Genomic DNA, 19,222 nt, shown 5'->3' on the forward strand with positions numbered 1-19,222 from the left:
AAAATCACCCTCGTCATTTTAATTTATATATATATGTATGAGCTTCTCTGATTCCAACAATTGCAGTTATATTTTCTTTTTTGCTTATATATGTTTTTGCTCTTATTTTAAATAGATTGAATTTTTTTAGAATGTTGAAGAATAATGATTCATAGACTATTAGCTTGCAATTTTTTCCTTCAATACTTTTACTTCCCTTTATAACTTTCTTTATTGTTAAGTCGACTACATGAGGATAAAAATAACTTAGTTCACTTATTTTGGCAGATTCTGCGATAAAATCAAAAATTCCTGCATATTTTCCATCAACTTTAAAGATACCTTTCGGCATATTTCTATTGACCGGTATTAAAGAAACATCATATCCTTTATATTTTCCCCTTCTTTTCGGTTCATATGAATCATAAATATATTTAACAGGTACTGACAAACGAACTGAATTTTTTATAAACCAATTTTCAAGCTCATTATTTTTATAAGGTTCTATAATATTGGATTGTTCAATGACTTTGAGACTTTTAGAATCATATATAATTACATCTATATCACTTACATTTGGGTTGTGAATACCAAGTGCTATGCTTCCTCCTATGCCTATAGAATCTAATTTTATTCCATTTTCTTCAAGTTTTAATATTAATTCTAAAGCAGTTTTTTCTAAGCTATCTCTGGTTTTTCTCAATAACCTTTCGATGCTCTTACCCGGATCAATATGAAATTTTATATCAATAAAGTTTACATACGGAAGGAATGTCTTAAGGTTCGGATCGTATATAGTTTTAAACCCTTTATGTGCGATTTCCGGGGAATATTCCCTAAATATTCTCATATAGAAATTTGGTTCACTTCCCCATATTGAAGGAAATGCACTTAATTTGTATTTTTTAAACGCATAAATGATTCCTATCGGATGATAGTAGCCCATTACTTGATAAATAGTTCCATACTTATCGATTATTAGGTCATGGTCTATAAACATTTTACCTCGCCATTGTAAAGAAAATTTAATTAAAGAATCGAGATTTTATCTGTAATCTTATAAACTTCTAAGAGATCTTTTTGAAAAGCTCATCGGTAAGAGGTCTTTAATTCGTGCTGATTTAAATATTCCATCTTTATTAGCAATAATTACTAAAGCGTTTGGATTAAATTCTAAAATCACCTGTCTGCAAGCGCCGCATGGATATATGTGTTGTTTGGTAGGTGTGTATACTAATAAAATCTCTATTTCCCTATCTCCTTCGGAAACAGCTTTAAATATTGCAACTCTTTCAGCACAAATGGAAAGTCCGTAGCTTGCGTTTTCTATATTTACACCTGTATAAATGTTTCCTTTTTTAGTTTTTACCACTGCGGCAACTGGAAAATGAGAATAAGGAGAATACGAGTTTTTAATTATATCTTTTGCTATAGCTAATAGCTTTTCTAAATTAATTTTCTCGGAAATGGCTTTCACCTTATTTAATAATAATTAAGACCGAATAAAAATTTTATTTCCATTATATAAATTTTATATGAACATTTAAAATGTATAAATAATCAATTATGCAACAGTAAAATTTATATTGAGGGGGTATTACCATATAGCTAAATTAACATATTTATTTATTGAGTTTTCGCTAGAACTGAGGGGTTATATTTAAATTTTCCTTTTTCGCATTATTTATCGGTGTTTTAGCTATGGAGTCTGGATTATTAATCAAAGAAAATATAAGAGAAAATGTAAGCGTAAAAGTATATGGAAGCCATATATATGGAAACCTTAAGAATTGCAACAGGGCTAAGCTCTCCGATGAAGGAGAGCTTAAAAACATAGTAGCAAATGCTGCTAAGATTGGGAAGATGACGATGTTGGACTTAAGATCATGGAAAATAGGCGAAGGAGTTTCTGTAGTTGCAGTTATACTAGAAAGCCATATTACCGTACATACATGGCCAGAATATAATTTTGCAACTGTAGATGTTTACAGCTGTGGAACGCATACAAATCCGAAAGCTGCTTTTGAATATATAGCAAGAGAACTAGAAGCAGAAGAAGTTGAATACGGAGAAGCAGACAGAAGTCTTGCATAGTTTTAACTTTTTTTTATTTTTTGTGATTTTTATGATAAATAGAAAAGATCTACCTAATTTGGTCACAGTCATTAATGGATTAGTTGGATCCTTTGCATTATTGTTAGCGATTAGAGGAGAAACCGAATTATCTATTAGATTAATTTTTCTATCATTGTCTTTGGATGTACTTGACGGTCTTCTAGCAAGAAAACTTAATGCTATGAGCGAAAGCGGCGAGCTTTTAGATAGAGTTTTTGATAGGGTTTACCAAGTAATTGCTCCGTCGATAATTTATTGCTACATGCAAAATTGGAATGTAGGGAGCATGTTCTACTCAGCCTCTATAATTACGCTCAGCTTTTGGAGGATCATACGACGAACACCAAGTAAGGAATATTTTTTAGGTCTTCCTCTTTTTGTTCACACATTTGTCATTTTATCCAGCTATTTATCGGGCATTGCGTTGCCTTATTATCTCATGCTTGTTTTGGTCATTGCTTCATTATTTCCAATAAAATATTTTAGAAGAATAAGAACATTATCTCCAAATGAAACAAAAGGAACTTTTTGGCAAATAAGGATTATAGTTCCGTTATTTCTTTCAATCATTCCATATTCTAAATTAGAAATTTTGTTCGAATTACTATTTTATATTTTTATTATATATGCACTTTTTGGTTGGATACCTTTGCTTCGTAATAAAAATTTCTTTTTAAGAGAGAAATAATTTAAAGGTCTAAAAGATGGAAGAAATTCTTTTTAAAAATATAAAAGGAATTGTTGGGGTATACGAAAAGAAACCTACATTGTTGCGAACTAGTGAAATATTTATTGATGAACAGGGAAGCTTACATTATGAAAAAATAAAAAAGACAGGAAGAGTAATAGATTGCAAAAATGGTGTAGTTATACAGTCTTTTTTTAATGGCGGATTAGATTTAAACATATATATGAAAAATTCCGAGAACATTATTGATAACATATATTTTGATAACTCTTATTTGTTAAGAGGAGAATCAAAGATTTCTAAAGAATTATTAGAGTTAGCAATAAGAAGAAATATTATTGAATCCCTTCTAGGAGCTGTAACAGGAACTATACACATCGGATTGAAATGTTCCCATGTAATAGAACATTCTAGCAAATTTGGCTTTAAGACACTTTGTGGTCCTATTATATATGGAGAAAACATAATTGATAAAAATGAAATTAATAATTATGCATATTTAAAGAACATAGTTTTGAATGTCTACTTAAATAAGAATTTAAAGTTAGAACATCTAAAAAATTTTATAGAAAATTATGATAACAAAGTAACAATAAATTATAGACTTCCCAATTCTCATTTGGAATATCTAAGTATGTTAAAAACTACAGGGAATACTCCTATACTGTCTCTAGCGAAAATGAATCTAATAAAAGGAAAAATAATTATATCAAATGTAAATTGGATTACCAATACTGAAATTGAGCTTATGAAAGAAAAAGATATCTTCTTAGAAAATTCTCCTGTAATGTCATCATATCTAGGAATAGGAAGCGTATTGCCGATTGCGGAATTTATGAAAGATAAACTAACTGATAAAATAATTATTGGGACTGATTACTTTTTTGAAGGCCTTTTTCAAAATTTAGTGACAAATTTATTTATATTTTTTATTCTTCAAAGGTTCTTCTATTCTTCACGGGCAATAAAATGGAATGATGTTATAAATATGTTATGGAATGGTTGGCAATTAATATCTAGTGAAAAATATTGTATAAAAGATGGATGCGAGCCAGATTTAGTGCTCATTGACAATATAAATTGGGGAGATTTAAATTTCGAAAGAGCAATTTTTAATAGCAACCTTTTCAATATAAAAGGGATATATATAAATAAAAAAAGTTACTTGAATTCGAGAGATTTAGATAAACTGAGAAAAGAAAAACATTCAATTGAAGGTGAACTTATTTCAAAAATGGACATTCTATTGACAAAGGTTTAGAATATCTTTTCTTATTTCACTATCGAACTCTTTTAGTATTTCATCGACTTCTCTTTTTGTATTGACAATGATGTCTTTAACATTTTCATATCCATTATCATAAAAACGTTGAGCTTGAATACAAGTAGATAACCGGTCAGATAATTTTACAATTTTTGCTTCTAAGGTTTTGCCAATCGAATATTCTTCATAGATCTCTAATATTTTGTTATATCCTTTAAAAATATCTGAAAATATTTGCAGTTCTAATGCTTTCTTCTTTTCATCTCCTAATAAGTTCTCTTTTGCAAACAAAGTTATATCTCCAATTATGCATTCTGAGAAATCGTGAAATAAACTCATTGATATAGTTTTTTCCATATTGATATTGTAACCATGATTAATTAAGATATTTGATATAACTCCTGCAATCGTAGCGCTTTCAAATGAATGGGATGCAACCGTTTCTGTAATCGATGGGGGGATTCCCCTTTGCATCCAGCCTGTCCTTGCAAGTTTTTTTAAAGCATCTATGCAATTGTTGATTCGTGAAAAATTGCTATTTTTGTTCATATTTTTCAGCCTTAATTTAAAATTAATTTAAAATAAATATTTTTTATTAAGCGATAATTTTCATTGTTATTAAATTTATTTAGAGTTAAATTTTTAAAAATATTGGAATTATCCAGAAAAGCGTATATTTTAAAACTTAAAAATGCTTTGAATATAAGGTGGGTAGAAATTTTTAAAGATCTAAGCAAAAAGATAAGAATGGATCCTTTTTACGTTGTAATGTTTATCGAAGGACTTGCTTTTGGAACATATATAGTAACAATAAGAACTAATATTGGAATGGAAAATTACAATGCTTATTCTTTTTTAACTTTAATAGCAGCTATGGAAACAATTCCCGGAATTTTTTCTGTATTCGCAGGAGGAATTAGTGATAAAATAGGCAGAAAAAAGATAATCTTTTTTTCTGGACTAATGTCGTCAATTTTTCTTATTTTATTGAGCAAAGTTCAACTATCACAGTTACCAATCTTTGTATTTTTGTTTATGAGCTTTTATACGATGTTTTATCCAATAATTTTTGGCATTTCAATAAGCAAAAGTAAGGGCTCAGGCTATTCCCTTAGCAAGTTTTTGTTTTTTAATTCTTTTGGATGGAGCTTGGGAGGGATACTTCCTGGTCTAATATTAAACTTATGGAATTTAAATATTCTTTATATAATAGCTGCTATTTTAATAATTATTGCATCAGTAATTACCGTAATATCTTATAATGAAAAAGAATATCAAGATCCAACTGTAACTTTGACTGACTTCAAAAATGAAATTAAAAAGGCCATACCTTTTTTGTTTCCTCTTATATTAGGATCTGCCGGATTTTATATGCTTAACAGTATTATGTCGCTAAGGCTTTTTATTTCAGTTAATAACATTTTACTATATGGAATATTTTATAATACGATAACAGGTCTCTTGAGTAGTATAGCTAGACTGATTGCTGGTAAAGCAATAGAGAAAATTCATCCTTATAAAGTAACTTTTTCATCTTTCTTTTCATATTTGATATTAGCGTTATTAATGGAAAAAGCCAATAGCACTTTGACTATATTACTGTGGTTACTGCCCATATATCCATTTTTTGAAACGTCTAGTTACTATGTTTTAGGTAGAATGATAAAAACTACTTTTCATTCGACAGCATCCGGACTTTTTACGACTGCTGTTTCATTAGGGGGAATAATTAATCTTTCATTATCTTTAGTTTTTTATCATTCGAGCTATCAAACGCTATTAATCATAGATTCTATATTATTATTAATTCCTTCCATATACTTAATTTTTCTAGTCAAAAGTTCAAACCGTAACTAGCTTTATTGTGTGGACTTCCCCTTCCTTAAATCTATAAGTTTCAATTAACGTATCTCCTTTGGATAGTTTTCCTTCTGAAATTAAGACTTTACGGATTTTTTCAAGGCCATTTTCATAACTATCAGCAGCCAAGACGTAAGGTTCAACTCCCCATATAATTGATAGTTTTCTTGCTGTATGCATATCTGGGACCCCAGCGTATATGATTCCATAAGGTCTATATAACGATATATTCTGAGCTGTTAGTCCAGATTTTGTATAGACGGAAATCTTTGCATTTAATTGCCTAGAAAATTCCGAAATTCCCAAAGCAAATCTATGGGCTAAAGAATTTTCAATAGGCTTTACTGGGTAGACTATAGCGGAGTTTTTTTCGGCTTCTATAATGACTTTTTTTAACCATCTGACAGCATCGATAGGATAATTTCCAATAGAAGTTTCATTTGTAAGCATTAAAGCATTTGCACTTTCTTGGACAGCATTATAGATATCGACAATTTCACTTCTAGTTGGTATAGGAGAATTGAGCATAGATGATAAAAGTTGAGTTGCAACAATTGATGGCTTGCCTTGTACAATAGATTTGCTTATTAAATCTTTTTGGATAGTTGGCAAAGTTTCCATTGGAAAATGTGTCCCAAGATCACCTCTTGCTACAACTATTCCGTCGGCCACTTTTAGTATTTCCTCTACATTATATACTCCTCTTTTCGTCTCGATTTTTGCTAATATGTTTAGTTGTTTATTGCACTTTTTATTAAGGAGTTCTTTTAACTGAAAAATATTATCTTTTGATTCAACAAAGCTTGCCATCAAATGTGAAAAATCATTGTTACATGCAAATTCTATATCTCTTTCATCTTTTTCTGTAACATATGGAATTTCTATATCTTTATCTTTTATAGAAATTGATTTCCTGGAAGTTATAACTCCTCCAGCTATAGTCTTAGCAATAAAAGATTTGGGAGAAGTTTCTAAAACAATTAGTTGTATAGCACCATCAGCCAGCTGAATCACATCTCCCCTTTCAACTGTCTTGAAGAACTCCTCATATGGTAGTGGGATATCGTTCGTTTCGGATTTGTTTCCATAAAAGAATTGGACAATATCATCTTTTTTTAAATTAATCTGATTTATAAGTTGCCCAATTCTAATATTTGGTCCTTGAAGGTCTCCAATTATACCAAGTGGAATGCTTAATTCTTTTTCGACGCTTTTCAAGTTATTTATGTAATTATACCATTGGCTAGGATCCCCATGACTGAAGTTAATTCTAAAACCTCTTGCACCTTCTTTGACTAATGACAAAAGAACTTCATATTTTTCGATCGAAGGTCCCATAGTAACAATTATTTTTGTTTTGTTTTCCAAACTGACCACCTGGATAATCAGAGTCGCTCCACTTCTTCATTGCAATACTGCTCTGTGTCGTTATATCATCATATTAAAATCTTATTATAATTAAAAAAACTTTTAAGTTTTTATAAAACTTATTCGAGAACTTCACTTATTTATCTTGATTTACTTTTCAGATTTTATACTTTTTTCATCAGAACGCATGCTATTTTAATTACTCATTCTCAATCAAAAAAATGAGGCAAGAAGAGCTTAAAAACCATTCCTGCCTTATACAGTAAAGCTTTCAGATATTAATTTCAAAGAAACTAACGATATGTATATACGTCAAGGACCACTTGTGCCTTTCTAGGTCCTACAGTTCTTACAATCCTTCCGAAAATTAGCTCTGACTTCCACCCTAAGCTTAAAAATTTTTCTTTTACTTTTTCGTAAGCTTTATTTATTGCGCACTCTTTTTTACCATCATATTTTTCGAATTCATAAATGTGTAGAAAGCCATACGGATTTCTTAAAGATGTCAGTGCAGCATTATAAAAGCTACTGTCAATATTTGGAAGAGGCAAAAGAACTCTATCGGCGGTATTTTTTAGATCTCTTGTCATAATCTCTCTTGCATCTCCGAGCAACACTATTATTTTTTCAGTTAAGTTGTTCAATTCCACATTTTTCTTTTGTAATTCAACAGAAAAAGGATTAATATCAATCGAATATATTATTTTTGGATTTGAATACTTGGCAATTACAATACTAAAACCTCCTATGCCCGAAAACATATTTATTATTATTTCGTTGTCCTTTACAAGCTTTGCAATACGGATATGCTCATAGCTTAACCTTGGAGAAATATAACTTTTTTCTATATCAACATAAAAAGAGCAATCATGTTCTTTATATATAGTTACTGTTTTCCTTTCGCCATAAAGATGAATATATTTCCTTGTCCGTTCAATGCCATATATGGGCGTTTCGGTGAGCCATATACTCTTAACATATGGCATTCTTGATGCCAATTTTTCTGCAATCTTTTTAAAAATTTCTAGCTCATAATTTTTAATCCAGACCGGAGATTTTATCACTGCTATATCTCCTATCAAATCAATAGAAGCTTCAATTTTTTCATTGATATTCAATTCTTTCAAAATATCACTTATGACATCATTCCTCAAAAAAATCCACCTGATAATATTAACAATAACAAGAATGGTAAAAATTTATGTTAGAAAAACTTTTCTATCTTAATTATCAGTTTTTCTGTTCCATCAACTTTTGACACGCTAATTTGCTGGTCATTTACTTTGTAGTTACAGACTGGACATTTATAGAAGCTTTTTATTCTCTTCGTTCCATCTGTAAATTTTTCTGTCTCTATCGAATATTCCATTATAGTTTTACATTTCGGACATTGTATTCCTTCCCCAGTCTGCATTTGCATATCGCATCTCCTACTTTTTCTAGAAGTCTATAATAATATTAAATTCTTTTGATTAAAACCTTAATCGTTAGTAGAATTAAAAAATAAAAGCTTATAAAGATTTTTTATTTTTTATTGCAGCGTGCGCGGCAGCAAGTCTTGCAACCAATATTCTAAATGGAGATGCACTGACGTAATCTATTCCTCCTATTTTATGGAAGAATTCTATCGATGTAGGATCGCCTCCATGCTCACCGCAGACGCCAATTTCAATGTTTGGGTTAACACTCCTTCCTTTTTGCACAGCTATTTTAACGAGCTCTCCTACTCCTTTTTCGTCTATTACTTCGAATGGATTGTTCTTGAGTATTTCCAGCTCAAGATACTTTGGCAAGAATTTATTCTCAACATCGTCTCTGCTGAAGCTGAAAGTTGCCTGCGTTAAGTCATTCGTGCCAAAGCTAAAGAATTCAACATTCTTTGCAATTTCGTCTGCAGTTATTGCTCCCCTAACTGTTTCGATCATCGTTCCTATTTTGAAGTTTAATTTTATTTCATATTTTTTCTGAATTTCCTCAGCAGTAGGCAATATGGCTTTTTCTTTTACAAACTTTATTTCATCTGCTATTGCTACCTGAGGGATCATTATTTGGACAATTGGGTTCTTGCCTTCCTTTATCAATTCTGCCTGTGCTTCAAGTATGGCCCTAGTTAATCCCCTATAAACTTCTGGGAATGTTATACCTACTCTAACACCTCTATGTCCCATCATTGGATTCGCTTCAACAAGAGCTTCTACCTTCTTGTAAAGCTTCTCCAAGTCCTTAATCTTATCTTCGCTCGCACCAGACATTTTAGCTTCATAAATTTGTCTTAGTAGTTCTTCTGGCTTTGGCAAAAATTCATGTAATGGAGGATCTATTAGTCTTATCGTGACTGGTAACCCATCCATTATGCTCAACATTTCCTTGAAGTCTTTCTTTATCATTTCGGAAAGTTCTTCCATTGCCGCTGTTCTTTCTTCCGTAGTTTCAGATAGTATGACCTTCCTTAGTTTTTCTAATCTTTCAGGTCTTCTGAACATTCTTTCGATTCTGAGCAATCCTATACCCTCCGCGCCATATTCTCTCGCGATTCTTGCATCTTCAGGTACATCAGCATTTGCCTTAACCTTCAATACTCTTACCTGGTCTGCCCAAGTCAAAAGCTCTTGTAACTCCCCACCAACCTTTGGTTGGACTGTTGGAACTTTTCCTAAGTAAACGTTACCTGTATTACCATCTATTGTGATTATGTCTCCTTCTTTTATCACTACTCCATTAACTCTGAATTCTTTCTTTTCATAGTCTATCTGAATTTCTTCTGCACCAACAACTGCGGTCTTCCCAATTCCTCTTGCTACGACAGCTGCATGACTGGTCATCCCTCCTCTGCTAGTAAGAATGCCTTTAGCGGCGTAAAATCCGTGAACATCATCAGGTTTAGTTTCGACCCTAACCAAAATTACTTCTTTTCCTCTCTTAGCCCATTCTACAGCATCGTCAGGATCAAATACTACCTGTCCATATACTGCACCTGGAGAAGCAGCAAGACCTTTAGCGATAGGCTTTGGAGCACTAGTTTCATCTACTTTAGGATACAGTAATTGCAGGACGTGTTCAGGCTTAACTTTAAGTATAGCTTCTTCTTTTGTTAAAATCCCCTCTTTTGCCATATCGACCGCAGTCTTCACTCTCGCAAGAGGAGTCATTTTTGCATCTCTAGTTTGTAGGAAGAATAGCTTCCCTTTTTCTACGGTAAATTCCACATCTTGAACATCTTTATTAACTTTTTCAAGCATTTTTAAATTCTTATAAAGATCCTGATAAAGGGAGGGAAATCTTTCCTTTAGGTCGCTAATATGCATAGGTGTTCTGATTCCAGCTACTACATCTTCTCCTTGAGCATTAGGTAAGAACTCTCCGTATATCTCGTTTTCTCCAGTAGCGACGTTTCTAGAGAAGACGACACCCGTACCTGAATCCATTCCCATATTACCAAATACCATAGATTGAACTGTTACTGCCGTACAACCTGCAATTTCTGGTGTTATTTTATTTGCAATTCTATAAAATATAGCTCTCGGGTTCATCCAGGACCTGAATACTGCTTTAATAGCCATTTCTAATTGGTACCAGTAGTCTTGGATAAATTCGCCTTTCTCCTCACGAATAATCTTCTTATATTCTTCAACTAATTCTTTAAGGGCATTGGTGTCCAAGTCTATATCATTTTTTGCATTGTATTTTTGCTTAATTTTATTGAGAGTCTCATCAAACTTTTTATCATCTATTCCAAGGACAATTTTTCCATACAGCTGGAGGAATCTTCTATAAGAATCATAAGCAAATCTTTCGTTATTTGTCTGTTGTGCTAATCCCTTTACAGTTTCATCGTTAAGACCCAGGTTTAAAACGGTATCCATCATACCTGGCATTGAAACCGGAGCGCCGCTTCTCACCGAAACAAGTAACGGATTATTTTTATCTCCAAACTTTCTTCCTCTTTTCATTTCGAGCTTCTTCATATGTTCCCTAACTTCATCCATTAATCCCGCCGGAAGTGAAAGAGTATCTATAATTCCCCAGAGCTTTTTTATAAGCTCATCCCTAACTTGAGGAGGCACGCCTTTCTCTAATTGCTTCACAATTTCATCAATTTCTTGCTTTCTTTGCTGGAAGAAATCTCTACAAGCATCGGTAGTAATGGTAAATCCGGGAGGAACTGGTAATCCAGCTTGAGTCATCAGTGCTAGTCCTGCTCCTTTGCCTCCAAAGAGCGCCTTATTTTTTGGATCTCCTTCTTCAAAGTCATATACATATTTCTTACTCATTTTATTAATCACCTAACTATTCTGATTTATTTCTTTTGTAATTATAAATAACTTTATTTATAAAAATTATTCTCGTTTTTTGTTATGAAATTATTATTAAGTGTATATATAAAATTCTCATCATTTAAATTTTTAGAAGTATAACAGATATTTTTAAATGGACAGCCATCGCAAAAGCTCTTAGATCTTTTTTGAGGAATTAATACGTTTTTTATAATCAATAAGTCTAGAATTTTTCTAATTTTAGATTTATCTAAACTTGTTTCTTTTTCTAAGATTTGTTCATCTATTTGTCCATATTTTTGTAATATTTTAAGAACAAGAATCTCCTCATCATTCAAAGTTACAGTTTTTTTGATTTTTTCTAGATCAATATTCACTATTCCATCCTTCAGGGCAACCTTTTCCGAATCTTATCGGCTTATCAAGTTTGGAGAGTAACACTATCCTGCTAGGTTTGCTTTCGCTTCTTATAGGATATCCAGTCGCTTTAGAGAGCTCCTCCGCAAATTTTCTTACTTCGTCATGTGTTGGCATATTGTCTCTGCTCAGTCTGAGCATGCTGGCACCTACATACATGTATCCTTTAGGCTCTATATAGGTAGGTTGCATTATTTCTACAATTTTAGCGAATCCATTAATAGCTTTTTCATCCATGTTTATTCCCTTCATCAAAGTTATTCGAAGCACCGTCGGTCTTCCATATTCAGGTAAACCTTTTAGAGTTTCCATGGTTAATTCCCATGCGTTAGGAACTAAGGGCTGGTTCAGCCATTCGTACATTTCTTTATTGTATGCTTCCATACTTATATATAATTGAGATGGCTTTTCTTTTAGGTTAAGTATAACATCCGGTCTTACGCCTCTTGTCACTAAGAAAGTAGTCATACCTCTTCTATGAAATTCCATTATAAGATCTTCAAGTTTATTGTATAAAGTAGGCTCTCCTGTTAGACTTATTGCAACATGTTTTGGATCCATCGCTTCTTCAAACATTTTTTTATCAACGTTTTTATGATCTTTGTAACCACTGAGCATCTTTCTCTGTTCTTCTATTAATCTATCGACAACTCTTTTGACATCATCATTATAATCAGGCATTTTCACCTCATTCCATTTTAATCCAGTATCAGAAGGCCTAAGCCTCCAGCAGTGAACGCATGCATTCCAGCACCAAAATGCAGCTGGGGACATTTGAATGCATCTATGGCTTTCAATTCCATAGAATTTGCATTTATAGCAAAATCTTCTCTGGGTAAGCGCATTTCTCGTCCAGCTACAAGTTTTCAAAGTAGTATGTGAATCAACAAAATGATACCCTTGCTTCTTCATTACTTCTGAAAGTACATCATAGACGTTTTCTTTCTTTTCGATAACGTTCATTTTTTCCACCTTTCTTTCCAGTTGACTTATAATAATAGTAAAGAAAAATTAATAAAAGTAACACAATTATCATAGCATAATCTAAAATTTTTGAGTATCCAAGGATTATTTCCCAGTTATCTTTCAATATAATTCCTATATAAATTAACATTAAATTCCATGGGATCGATCCTATAAGCGTATAAATCGAGAATTTTTTAAAATTCATCTTTGCTAAACCTGCAGGAAGAGATATCACAGTTCTGATAGCTGGTAACATTCTTCCGATGAGTATAATTTTTGATCCATGATTCATAAAAAGTCTATTTGCTCTATCTAAATCGCTATCATCTATAAGAAAATATTTTCCATAGTATTTCAGAAACTCTAAACCAATTTTTTCTCCAACGAGATATAATATAATAGAGCCGAGCAGGTTTCCCATAGTACCTGATATTAAAACAAAATATACATTTAATACATTGCTCCCTACTAAGAAACCGGAAAATGTCATAACTACTTCACTCGGAATAGGAATCAAAGCGCTCTCCAAAGTCATCAAAAAGAAAATTCCAAGATATCCTATTTTTGAGATAATTGTTACAGAATAGTTGGTAACTAACTGTAAAATAGAATTAGAACTTAAAGAATGGTAAAAATAGACGGAAGTTAAAATAATCAGAAATGATAAAGCAAATATGATAAAAAAACTTTGCTTTTTCATCTGAGCACCTCAAAATCACTTTGATGTTATTTTTTTCACAAATTGTGATTTCTGCGCTATTGTCATTGAAGATATTGTTTTTGGAATAATCACTTCATCAGATACTTTTATAGCTCTTACCTTATTCTTTATGAGCTCTTCTGTTACGTTATCCGCGAAAACGATCCTTTTTACATTGACAAATATTAGTGGTTTTTCCGAAGATTCTAAATCGTTTTTTGATACGGTTATTTCACCTATGTTAGAAATTATAATGTAATCCTGTGTAGTAATACTTGACTTTAATTCGCTTAATGGAGTCTTTATTGCTTCAGAAGCTGCTTTGATAGTTGTATCGACTATTTTTGAAGTTTTTTCTATACCTATATCTATACTTGCTAGTAAATTTCCTATAGCCTCATTGACGAGAGAGCCAACCGTTGTATTAAGTTGTTTTGCCTTATTAGATATTTTTTCATAGAGATCTTTATCAATACCTCTAATTGTTATCGTTATTTTTTTCTCTTCATTTTCATTAGATTTATTTTCTGTCATACATGTCACCATTGTATTACTATTAGATTAAATAGTTTATTAATTTTGCTTTTAGTTTAATTTGGATAAGATACTCTAATAGGGGTTCAGGTCTCATATAAGTTCATAGATTAATCTCATCCCCTCATTTTTAATTTCCTGCATCCCTTCTTGGTTCTGCACATGGCTTAGTGACTTTAACAACACCCCGGGACTGCACATCTTGAGTATTTGGAGAACATGTTTATGCATGCAACAATATCCTAAAGCATCTGAGGGTTCTATAGATTTTATCGCGAAGCATCCAAAGAAATTCTACAATCTTCTTATCGCTGCTCTCTGGAAGAGCTCTTTTCCCTTCACAGAGCAGCTCAACTCTAGAATTCAAATGCGGAGAGATTTATAAATAGCGAAGAAATAACATTAACATCAAAATATAAACTTTTATGAAACTCAAAACAGTTTGTCGAGGCAATTTTTTCAAGTAAAGATTTTCAAACCGAATTTCATCGTATAATTATAAATAAAAAAATATAAAAATAACATTAAAAAAATACTTGTTTATGTCTAATTTGAAAAAGGTATTACTATGAAAACCATAGACAAAGAAGAAATTTTTTCGGAAAATATTGGAAGTACTTTAATAAAACTTTCAATTCCGCTAATAGTATCGGATTTAGTACAAGTTATATATAACTTTGTTGACACTTTTTGGCTAAGTAGATTAGGTACTGAAGCTCTTAGCGCTCCAGTAGTTTCATGGCCTCCAGTATACTTTTTAATTTCCTTCGGTGCAGGATTGTTATCAAGTGGCATCGCAACAATTTCTCAAGATTATGGAAAAGGAGATTATAAAAGCGCAAGAGAATATTCTGGGGTTCTCTTTCTCTTTACATTAGTTTTTTCACTAATTGTATCAGTTATTCCTGCTATCTTTTCTTATTATATTCTAAAAATTATGAACATTCCGGAAGACTTGATTCCATTTGCTAACATTTATTTGAGAACAATTCTTCTTGCAACGCCATTTGCATATATAGGCATTACATTTACTACGATAACATCTGCTTTAGGAGATGTAGGACTAACAATGAAAATCAATTTGCTTTCTGTTGTTATAAATGTTATTTTAGACCCATTCATGATATTTGGAATTTATCCTTTTCCAAAAATGGGTGTGTTTGGATCAGCATTAGCAACTCTTGTTTCTGAAGTTGTCGTTGCGATTTATTCTATATTCATGCTTTTCTATAAATATAAAAAACTGAATATTGGAGTAAAGGATTTGAAGTTCGATATGAAATGGTTAAAAGAAATCTTCAGAATTGGGGTGCCGCTAGGCATCCATAGATCTTCTAATTCTTTAGCCCAAACTTTTTCAATATCTTTACTTTCTTTTTATGGAGCGGATGTAATAGCTGCGTATGGTATTACCACACGAATTATAGATTTTGTTCAATCAATAACAACTGGTTATGCTAGGGCGACTGCCATTATGGTTGGCGCTAACCTTGGGAGAAAGTTCATAGACAGGAGCAAAGAAGTAGTGAAAAAATCTCTTCTCGATCTCTCTTTGATTTTGGTTTTCATAGGAGTTATTTTAGTTTTATTTAGAGATCAGCTCATAGGTATTTTTACCCAGGATCCATCTGTGTTTAAATATGCTGTTGATTACTTATTTATTTCTTCGATAACGTTACCATTTTATGGATGGTTCTTTATTAGTTACGGTGTAGCAAATGGATCTGGAAATACTTATTTCTTTGGATTATTATCTGTATTGAGAATGTGGGTTTTTAGAATTCTTCCCATGTTTATATGTATTTATATATTAACCTTTAATGTAATTTATATATGGCTTGTAATAGCAGTAAGCAATATAATAAGCGGTATTACGGGACTAATGTGGGTTAACAAAAAAACATGGATTGTTATAAAATAAAAAAATCATTTCTTCTTTTGGAGCTTTTCTATTTCTTTTTTGCTTAAAAGTCTATATACAGTAATTCCAGTTTCTGGACTTTTTCCTTTGATTGCAAGCCTCCCGTTCTTAAGCGTAACAACTTCGACATTAGTAAGTTTTACTTTTTTCTTAGCTTTAACATCAAATGCTTCATATTCCATTTCATATCACTTCTTTTTAATATTTTTATATTTTTATTTTTTTAAACTTTTCTCTCTTTTTTTGTAATATAAAAAAATGATAGGCCAATATTTCTCACCTTTTTAATATAAATGACAAAAAGCTTTGTATTTATTTTTAGCTTACTATTCTTTAATCGTGGAAAATATAGGATGGAGGTCCAGCTTTGATTATTAAAGGAGATCTTTTTTGATTAGTGAAAGATCATCCCAAATCTCAAGCTGATGAATCTTTATACTTTCAAGGTTAATTATCTAGTTATAAAAAAGATGCAGGTCTTAAACTGTGAGACAATATATAATAAGTTAGATATTATTTCCAATAGATTATCAAAACCCTTTGCTAAGTGAAAAATTATCAATATAACTTAAGTTCTTTGCTTTCTAATATCTTACCTATAAAATCCCTGATAATTTTTGCACATTTGTCCATATCTTTTCTGAGCTTACTTTCAATTATCTCCTTTGATGAATAGTAGGTGTATTTAGGTCTCCCGACCCCATAATTTTCAATCTCTCTATTTCTTACGACAAAGCCCAAATTAAGTAAATTTGTTAGACTTCTACTTATGGTAGCCTTACTTAGCTTAAGATCATTACTTAGCTCTTCAATAGTCGTTTTTTTATCAATAATTTTAAATAAAATCATAAGGTCAGTTTCAGAAAAATCATAGCAAAATTTTACAAGCTCATACAGCGTTAATTCTTTTCCGCTCGGAAGTTTTATTTCCTCTTCCTTTAATTCATCACTCGTCATAATCACCTTGAAATAAAATATCTAGTATATTTTTTATTATTTTTATTATTTTTATTTTTTGTTGCATTTATTATTATTATTTCTATCTATTATTTATAACTTATTCTATGGAGGAGTTTTAGATTACAAAAATGTTTTTAGAGCTTCAATATCGATATAATTTTAATTTGAAGTTCTTTTTTATTCTTTATTAATATGTTTTTATAATGAAAAATTATATAAAAATAGATGAATTTTTTGTTAGGGTAAAAAGCTTATAAGAAAGTTTTGCAAATCTTTTTTTGTCTTAATGGTAGGTATTTAAATCTTGAAGGGCATAATGATGGTTAGTCTGTGAACAAAAAAGTTTGCCATTCTAAAAGTCCAAAAAATGTCAATTCAAAATAAAGATTTTAGAATGGACCGGCCGGGATTTGAACCCGGGGCCTCTCGGATGCCAACCGAGCGCTCTTCCAGGCTGAGCTACCGGCCCGTCATGAAAAATATATAAAGTTTAGAAGCATTAAAAAATTTTCCTTTATATTTAACATGAAAAAAATCAAACATTAAAAAATATTAGATTTGACTTTTATTTTATATAATAGGTGAAATTATGTCTTATAAGAAAAAAAGGACAAGTCCATTTGACTTGATTGACGATTTCTTCAAGGAAATCGAAGACATGTTCGAAGAAGAATTCGAAAGGATGGAAAAACTATCGAAAGATTTTACGAAGTCACCGCTTGTATATGGATTTAGGATGACAATTGGTCCAGACGGGGTTCCACATATAGAGGAATTTGGGAACGTTAAGAGGGTCGGAATGAAACCAAAAATTTCAGAAGAAAGAGAGCCTTTAGTTGATATATTTGAATCTGGCAATTTACTTACAATAGTTGCTGAACTTCCAGGTGTAGAGAAAGATAAAATCGATGTAAAAGTAGTGGATAGTAAATTAATAATAAGAGCGAGTAATGGAGATAGAAAATATTACAAGGAAATTGAATTGCCAAAGCCAGTTAAACCGGAAACAGCAAAAGCGCAGTATAAAAATGGAGTTTTAGAAGTGAAAATTGAGCTGAAGGAACGGGAAAAGGAGGAAGGTCATAAGATAAAAGTCGAATGATAGTTTATTCAGCTGTAAGGTTCATAAGATAGTTAAAAAGGTCTCTTAGAAAATCACTTCTAGTATAATAACCTTTTTTCTCAACAATTTTATCTAATTTTTCTAATAGTGAATTATCAATTTTAAAAGTGACAGTATATTTGCACTTAAAAGGGAGAAGACCATTATTTTTAAAATTATATTTATCCGTATTTATTACAACGTCCTCTATTATATTCCTTAAATAATCACTTCTTGAAGAAAAGCCGTTCTCCTTCCAGGCGCTCTCGATCCATTTCTTTAAATTTTCATCTACTCTGAAGGAAACTATTTTGACAGAGTTTATAATTAGCTCAAATCTTGATGATTCTTTTTTATCTGCAATGAATATTATGTCGCTTGGCATCTGAGATCCCTAATTCAAAAATAAATCAAAAAAGAAAAAAAATATTGACATTTTTTTAGTTAGGCATGCTTATAAATCCTTTTTATCAATATATTATAGAAACTTCCTATTGATGCTAGCGTGTTTATTGATGTTTTTTACTGTTATTTAAACTGTAATACGGTGTATATAATGAGCGACAAAAAAATTATAAATGAATATTTAATGGACTGTCCGATTTGTAAAGCAAAGAACTCTCTAGTTATAAGGGAAATCATTTACGATATGCCACAATATGGAATGTCATTGATTGTAGGAGCTAAATGTGAAAAATGCGGATATAGATTTTCATATATAATTCCATATGAAATTGGAAAAAAGAGGATCATAGAATTAAAAATAGAAAATGAGAGAGATCTCAATATAATTATGTTTATCGGTGAAAATACCGATATTGAAATTCCTGAAATAAAAACCGAAATATTGTCTTCAGAATTAGACGAAGGTTTTGTGACAACAGTCGAAGGTTTATTAGTAAGAATAAGAGAACAGGTCAAAACAATCTGTACAGACGAAGATAATTGTAAAAATTATTTAATGCAAATAGATAGGTTACTTCACTTAAATGAAGCATTTACAATAAAATTACATGATAATTACGGGAGGACAAGAATATATTCGGAAAAAATCAAAGTAAATTATGAATAGTA

General features: G+C 31.3%; 21 protein-coding genes and 1 tRNA gene. 7 read left to right on the forward strand and 15 right to left on the reverse strand.

Features of this window, described 5'->3' with window-relative positions; all coding sequences use genetic code 11:
* Nucleotides 1-13: 13 nt before the first annotated feature.
* Nucleotides 14-979, reverse strand: coding sequence for a nucleotidyltransferase domain-containing protein (locus FFONT_RS01635; protein WP_014557472.1), 966 nt, complete (start codon nucleotides 977-979; stop codon nucleotides 14-16).
* Nucleotides 980-1,036: 57 nt separating this feature from the next.
* Nucleotides 1,037-1,456 carry a cytidine deaminase gene (cdd, locus tag FFONT_RS01640; protein ID WP_014557473.1) on the reverse strand — a complete coding sequence of 140 codons (420 nt, stop codon included), beginning with the start codon at nucleotides 1,454-1,456 and terminating at the stop codon, nucleotides 1,037-1,039.
* A 224-nt stretch (nucleotides 1,457-1,680) separates the two neighbouring features.
* On the opposite strand from cdd, the gene speD reads away from it, so the two are divergent.
* The 3 genes from speD to FFONT_RS01655 are packed head-to-tail and all read left to right on the forward strand — an operon-like array spanning nucleotide 1,681 to nucleotide 4,043.
* Complete coding sequence (gene speD / locus FFONT_RS01645) at nucleotides 1,681-2,073, forward strand: adenosylmethionine decarboxylase (RefSeq protein ID WP_014557474.1); 393 nt, start codon at nucleotides 1,681-1,683, stop codon at nucleotides 2,071-2,073.
* 31 nt (nucleotides 2,074-2,104) lie between these two features.
* Nucleotides 2,105-2,782 carry a CDP-alcohol phosphatidyltransferase family protein gene (locus FFONT_RS01650; protein ID WP_014557475.1) on the forward strand — a complete coding sequence of 226 codons (678 nt, stop codon included), beginning with the start codon at nucleotides 2,105-2,107 and terminating at the stop codon, nucleotides 2,780-2,782.
* 16 nt (nucleotides 2,783-2,798) lie between these two features.
* Nucleotides 2,799-4,043, forward strand: a complete 1,245-nt coding sequence (locus FFONT_RS01655) for a hypothetical protein (protein WP_014557476.1) — start codon at nucleotides 2,799-2,801, stop codon at nucleotides 4,041-4,043.
* Here the strand turns inward: FFONT_RS01655 and FFONT_RS01660 are convergent.
* Entirely contained in the window at nucleotides 4,026-4,595 is a 570-nt protein-coding gene (locus tag FFONT_RS01660) for an HD domain-containing protein (protein WP_014557477.1), read from the reverse strand. The genes FFONT_RS01655 and FFONT_RS01660 overlap by 18 nt on opposite strands.
* A 147-nt stretch (nucleotides 4,596-4,742) precedes the next feature.
* On the opposite strand from FFONT_RS01660, the gene FFONT_RS01665 reads away from it, so the two are divergent.
* Complete coding sequence (locus tag FFONT_RS01665) at nucleotides 4,743-5,903, forward strand: MFS transporter (RefSeq protein WP_148683500.1); 1,161 nt, start codon at nucleotides 4,743-4,745, stop codon at nucleotides 5,901-5,903.
* Here FFONT_RS01665 and pyk read toward each other — a convergent pair.
* The 8 genes from pyk to FFONT_RS01705 all read right to left on the reverse strand — a co-directional run bounded on the left by pyk (nucleotide 5,889) and on the right by FFONT_RS01705 (nucleotide 14,165).
* Nucleotides 5,889-7,274: a pyruvate kinase gene (gene pyk / locus FFONT_RS01670; protein ID WP_014557479.1), complete on the reverse strand. Its 1,386-nt coding sequence runs from the start codon at nucleotides 7,272-7,274 to the stop codon at nucleotides 5,889-5,891. The two genes, FFONT_RS01665 and pyk, sit on opposite strands and share 15 nt — an antisense overlap.
* A 293-nt stretch (nucleotides 7,275-7,567) precedes the next feature.
* Nucleotides 7,568-8,428 (reverse strand): class I SAM-dependent methyltransferase, encoded by an 861-nt coding sequence (locus FFONT_RS01675; protein WP_014557480.1) that lies wholly within the window; start codon nucleotides 8,426-8,428, stop codon nucleotides 7,568-7,570.
* A 50-nt stretch (nucleotides 8,429-8,478) separates the two neighbouring features.
* Complete coding sequence (locus FFONT_RS01680; protein WP_148683502.1) at nucleotides 8,479-8,694, reverse strand: hypothetical protein; 216 nt, start codon at nucleotides 8,692-8,694, stop codon at nucleotides 8,479-8,481.
* 91 nt (nucleotides 8,695-8,785) lie between these two features.
* On the reverse strand, nucleotides 8,786-11,545 hold the full coding sequence (ppdK, locus tag FFONT_RS01685) for a pyruvate, phosphate dikinase (protein ID WP_148683503.1): 2,760 nt from the start codon (nucleotides 11,543-11,545) through the stop codon (nucleotides 8,786-8,788).
* Between the two features lie 53 nt (nucleotides 11,546-11,598).
* Nucleotides 11,599-11,925 carry a hypothetical protein gene (locus FFONT_RS01690; protein WP_014557483.1) on the reverse strand — a complete coding sequence of 109 codons (327 nt, stop codon included), beginning with the start codon at nucleotides 11,923-11,925 and terminating at the stop codon, nucleotides 11,599-11,601.
* Nucleotides 11,915-12,928 carry a 4-demethylwyosine synthase TYW1 gene (gene twy1, locus FFONT_RS01695; protein WP_148683504.1) on the reverse strand — a complete coding sequence of 338 codons (1,014 nt, stop codon included), beginning with the start codon at nucleotides 12,926-12,928 and terminating at the stop codon, nucleotides 11,915-11,917. Before twy1 ends, FFONT_RS01690 begins: the two co-directional genes overlap by 11 nt.
* On the reverse strand, nucleotides 12,894-13,631 hold the full coding sequence (locus FFONT_RS01700; RefSeq protein WP_148683505.1) for a DedA family protein: 738 nt from the start codon (nucleotides 13,629-13,631) through the stop codon (nucleotides 12,894-12,896). The genes twy1 and FFONT_RS01700 overlap by 35 nt, the downstream gene beginning before the upstream one ends.
* A gap of 15 nt (nucleotides 13,632-13,646) precedes the next feature.
* A complete protein-coding gene (locus tag FFONT_RS01705) occupies nucleotides 13,647-14,165 on the reverse strand; it encodes a hypothetical protein (protein WP_014557486.1) in 519 nt (172 codons plus the stop codon).
* 568 nt (nucleotides 14,166-14,733) lie between these two features.
* Here FFONT_RS01705 and FFONT_RS01710 point away from each other — a divergent pair.
* Nucleotides 14,734-16,086 (forward strand): MATE family efflux transporter, encoded by a 1,353-nt coding sequence (locus FFONT_RS01710; protein WP_014557488.1) that lies wholly within the window; start codon nucleotides 14,734-14,736, stop codon nucleotides 16,084-16,086.
* Nucleotides 16,087-16,091: 5 nt separating this feature from the next.
* Here the strand turns inward: FFONT_RS01710 and FFONT_RS07040 are convergent, their stop codons facing one another.
* The 3 genes from FFONT_RS07040 to FFONT_RS01720 all read right to left on the reverse strand — a co-directional run bounded on the left by FFONT_RS07040 (nucleotide 16,092) and on the right by FFONT_RS01720 (nucleotide 17,515).
* The gene (locus FFONT_RS07040) at nucleotides 16,092-16,268 is read right to left on the reverse strand and encodes a DUF5679 domain-containing protein (protein ID WP_014557489.1); all 177 of its coding nucleotides are present in this window, start codon (nucleotides 16,266-16,268) and stop codon (nucleotides 16,092-16,094) included.
* Nucleotides 16,269-16,644: 376 nt separating this feature from the next.
* Complete coding sequence (gene lrs14 / locus FFONT_RS01715) at nucleotides 16,645-17,043, reverse strand: Lrs14 family HTH-type transcriptional regulator (protein WP_014557490.1); 399 nt, start codon at nucleotides 17,041-17,043, stop codon at nucleotides 16,645-16,647.
* 398 nt (nucleotides 17,044-17,441) lie between these two features.
* Nucleotides 17,442-17,515, reverse strand: a tRNA-Ala gene (locus FFONT_RS01720).
* A gap of 120 nt (nucleotides 17,516-17,635) precedes the next feature.
* Here FFONT_RS01720 and hsp20 point away from each other — a divergent pair.
* Nucleotides 17,636-18,148: an archaeal heat shock protein Hsp20 gene (gene hsp20 / locus FFONT_RS01725; RefSeq protein ID WP_014557491.1), complete on the forward strand. Its 513-nt coding sequence runs from the start codon at nucleotides 17,636-17,638 to the stop codon at nucleotides 18,146-18,148.
* Between the two features lie 4 nt (nucleotides 18,149-18,152).
* Here hsp20 and FFONT_RS01730 read toward each other — a convergent pair whose 3' ends face one another.
* On the reverse strand, nucleotides 18,153-18,533 hold the full coding sequence (locus FFONT_RS01730; protein WP_014557492.1) for a ribbon-helix-helix domain-containing protein: 381 nt from the start codon (nucleotides 18,531-18,533) through the stop codon (nucleotides 18,153-18,155).
* 171 nt (nucleotides 18,534-18,704) lie between these two features.
* Here FFONT_RS01730 and FFONT_RS01735 point away from each other — a divergent pair, with 171 nt between their 5' ends.
* Entirely contained in the window at nucleotides 18,705-19,220 is a 516-nt protein-coding gene (locus tag FFONT_RS01735; RefSeq protein WP_148683506.1) for a ZPR1 zinc finger domain-containing protein, read from the forward strand.
* Nucleotides 19,221-19,222: the final 2 nt, after the last annotated feature.

The sequence above is a fragment of the Fervidicoccus fontis Kam940 genome (assembly GCF_000258425.1).
In the GTDB taxonomy this organism is placed as follows: Archaea; Thermoproteota; Thermoprotei_A; order Sulfolobales; family Fervidicoccaceae; genus Fervidicoccus; species Fervidicoccus fontis.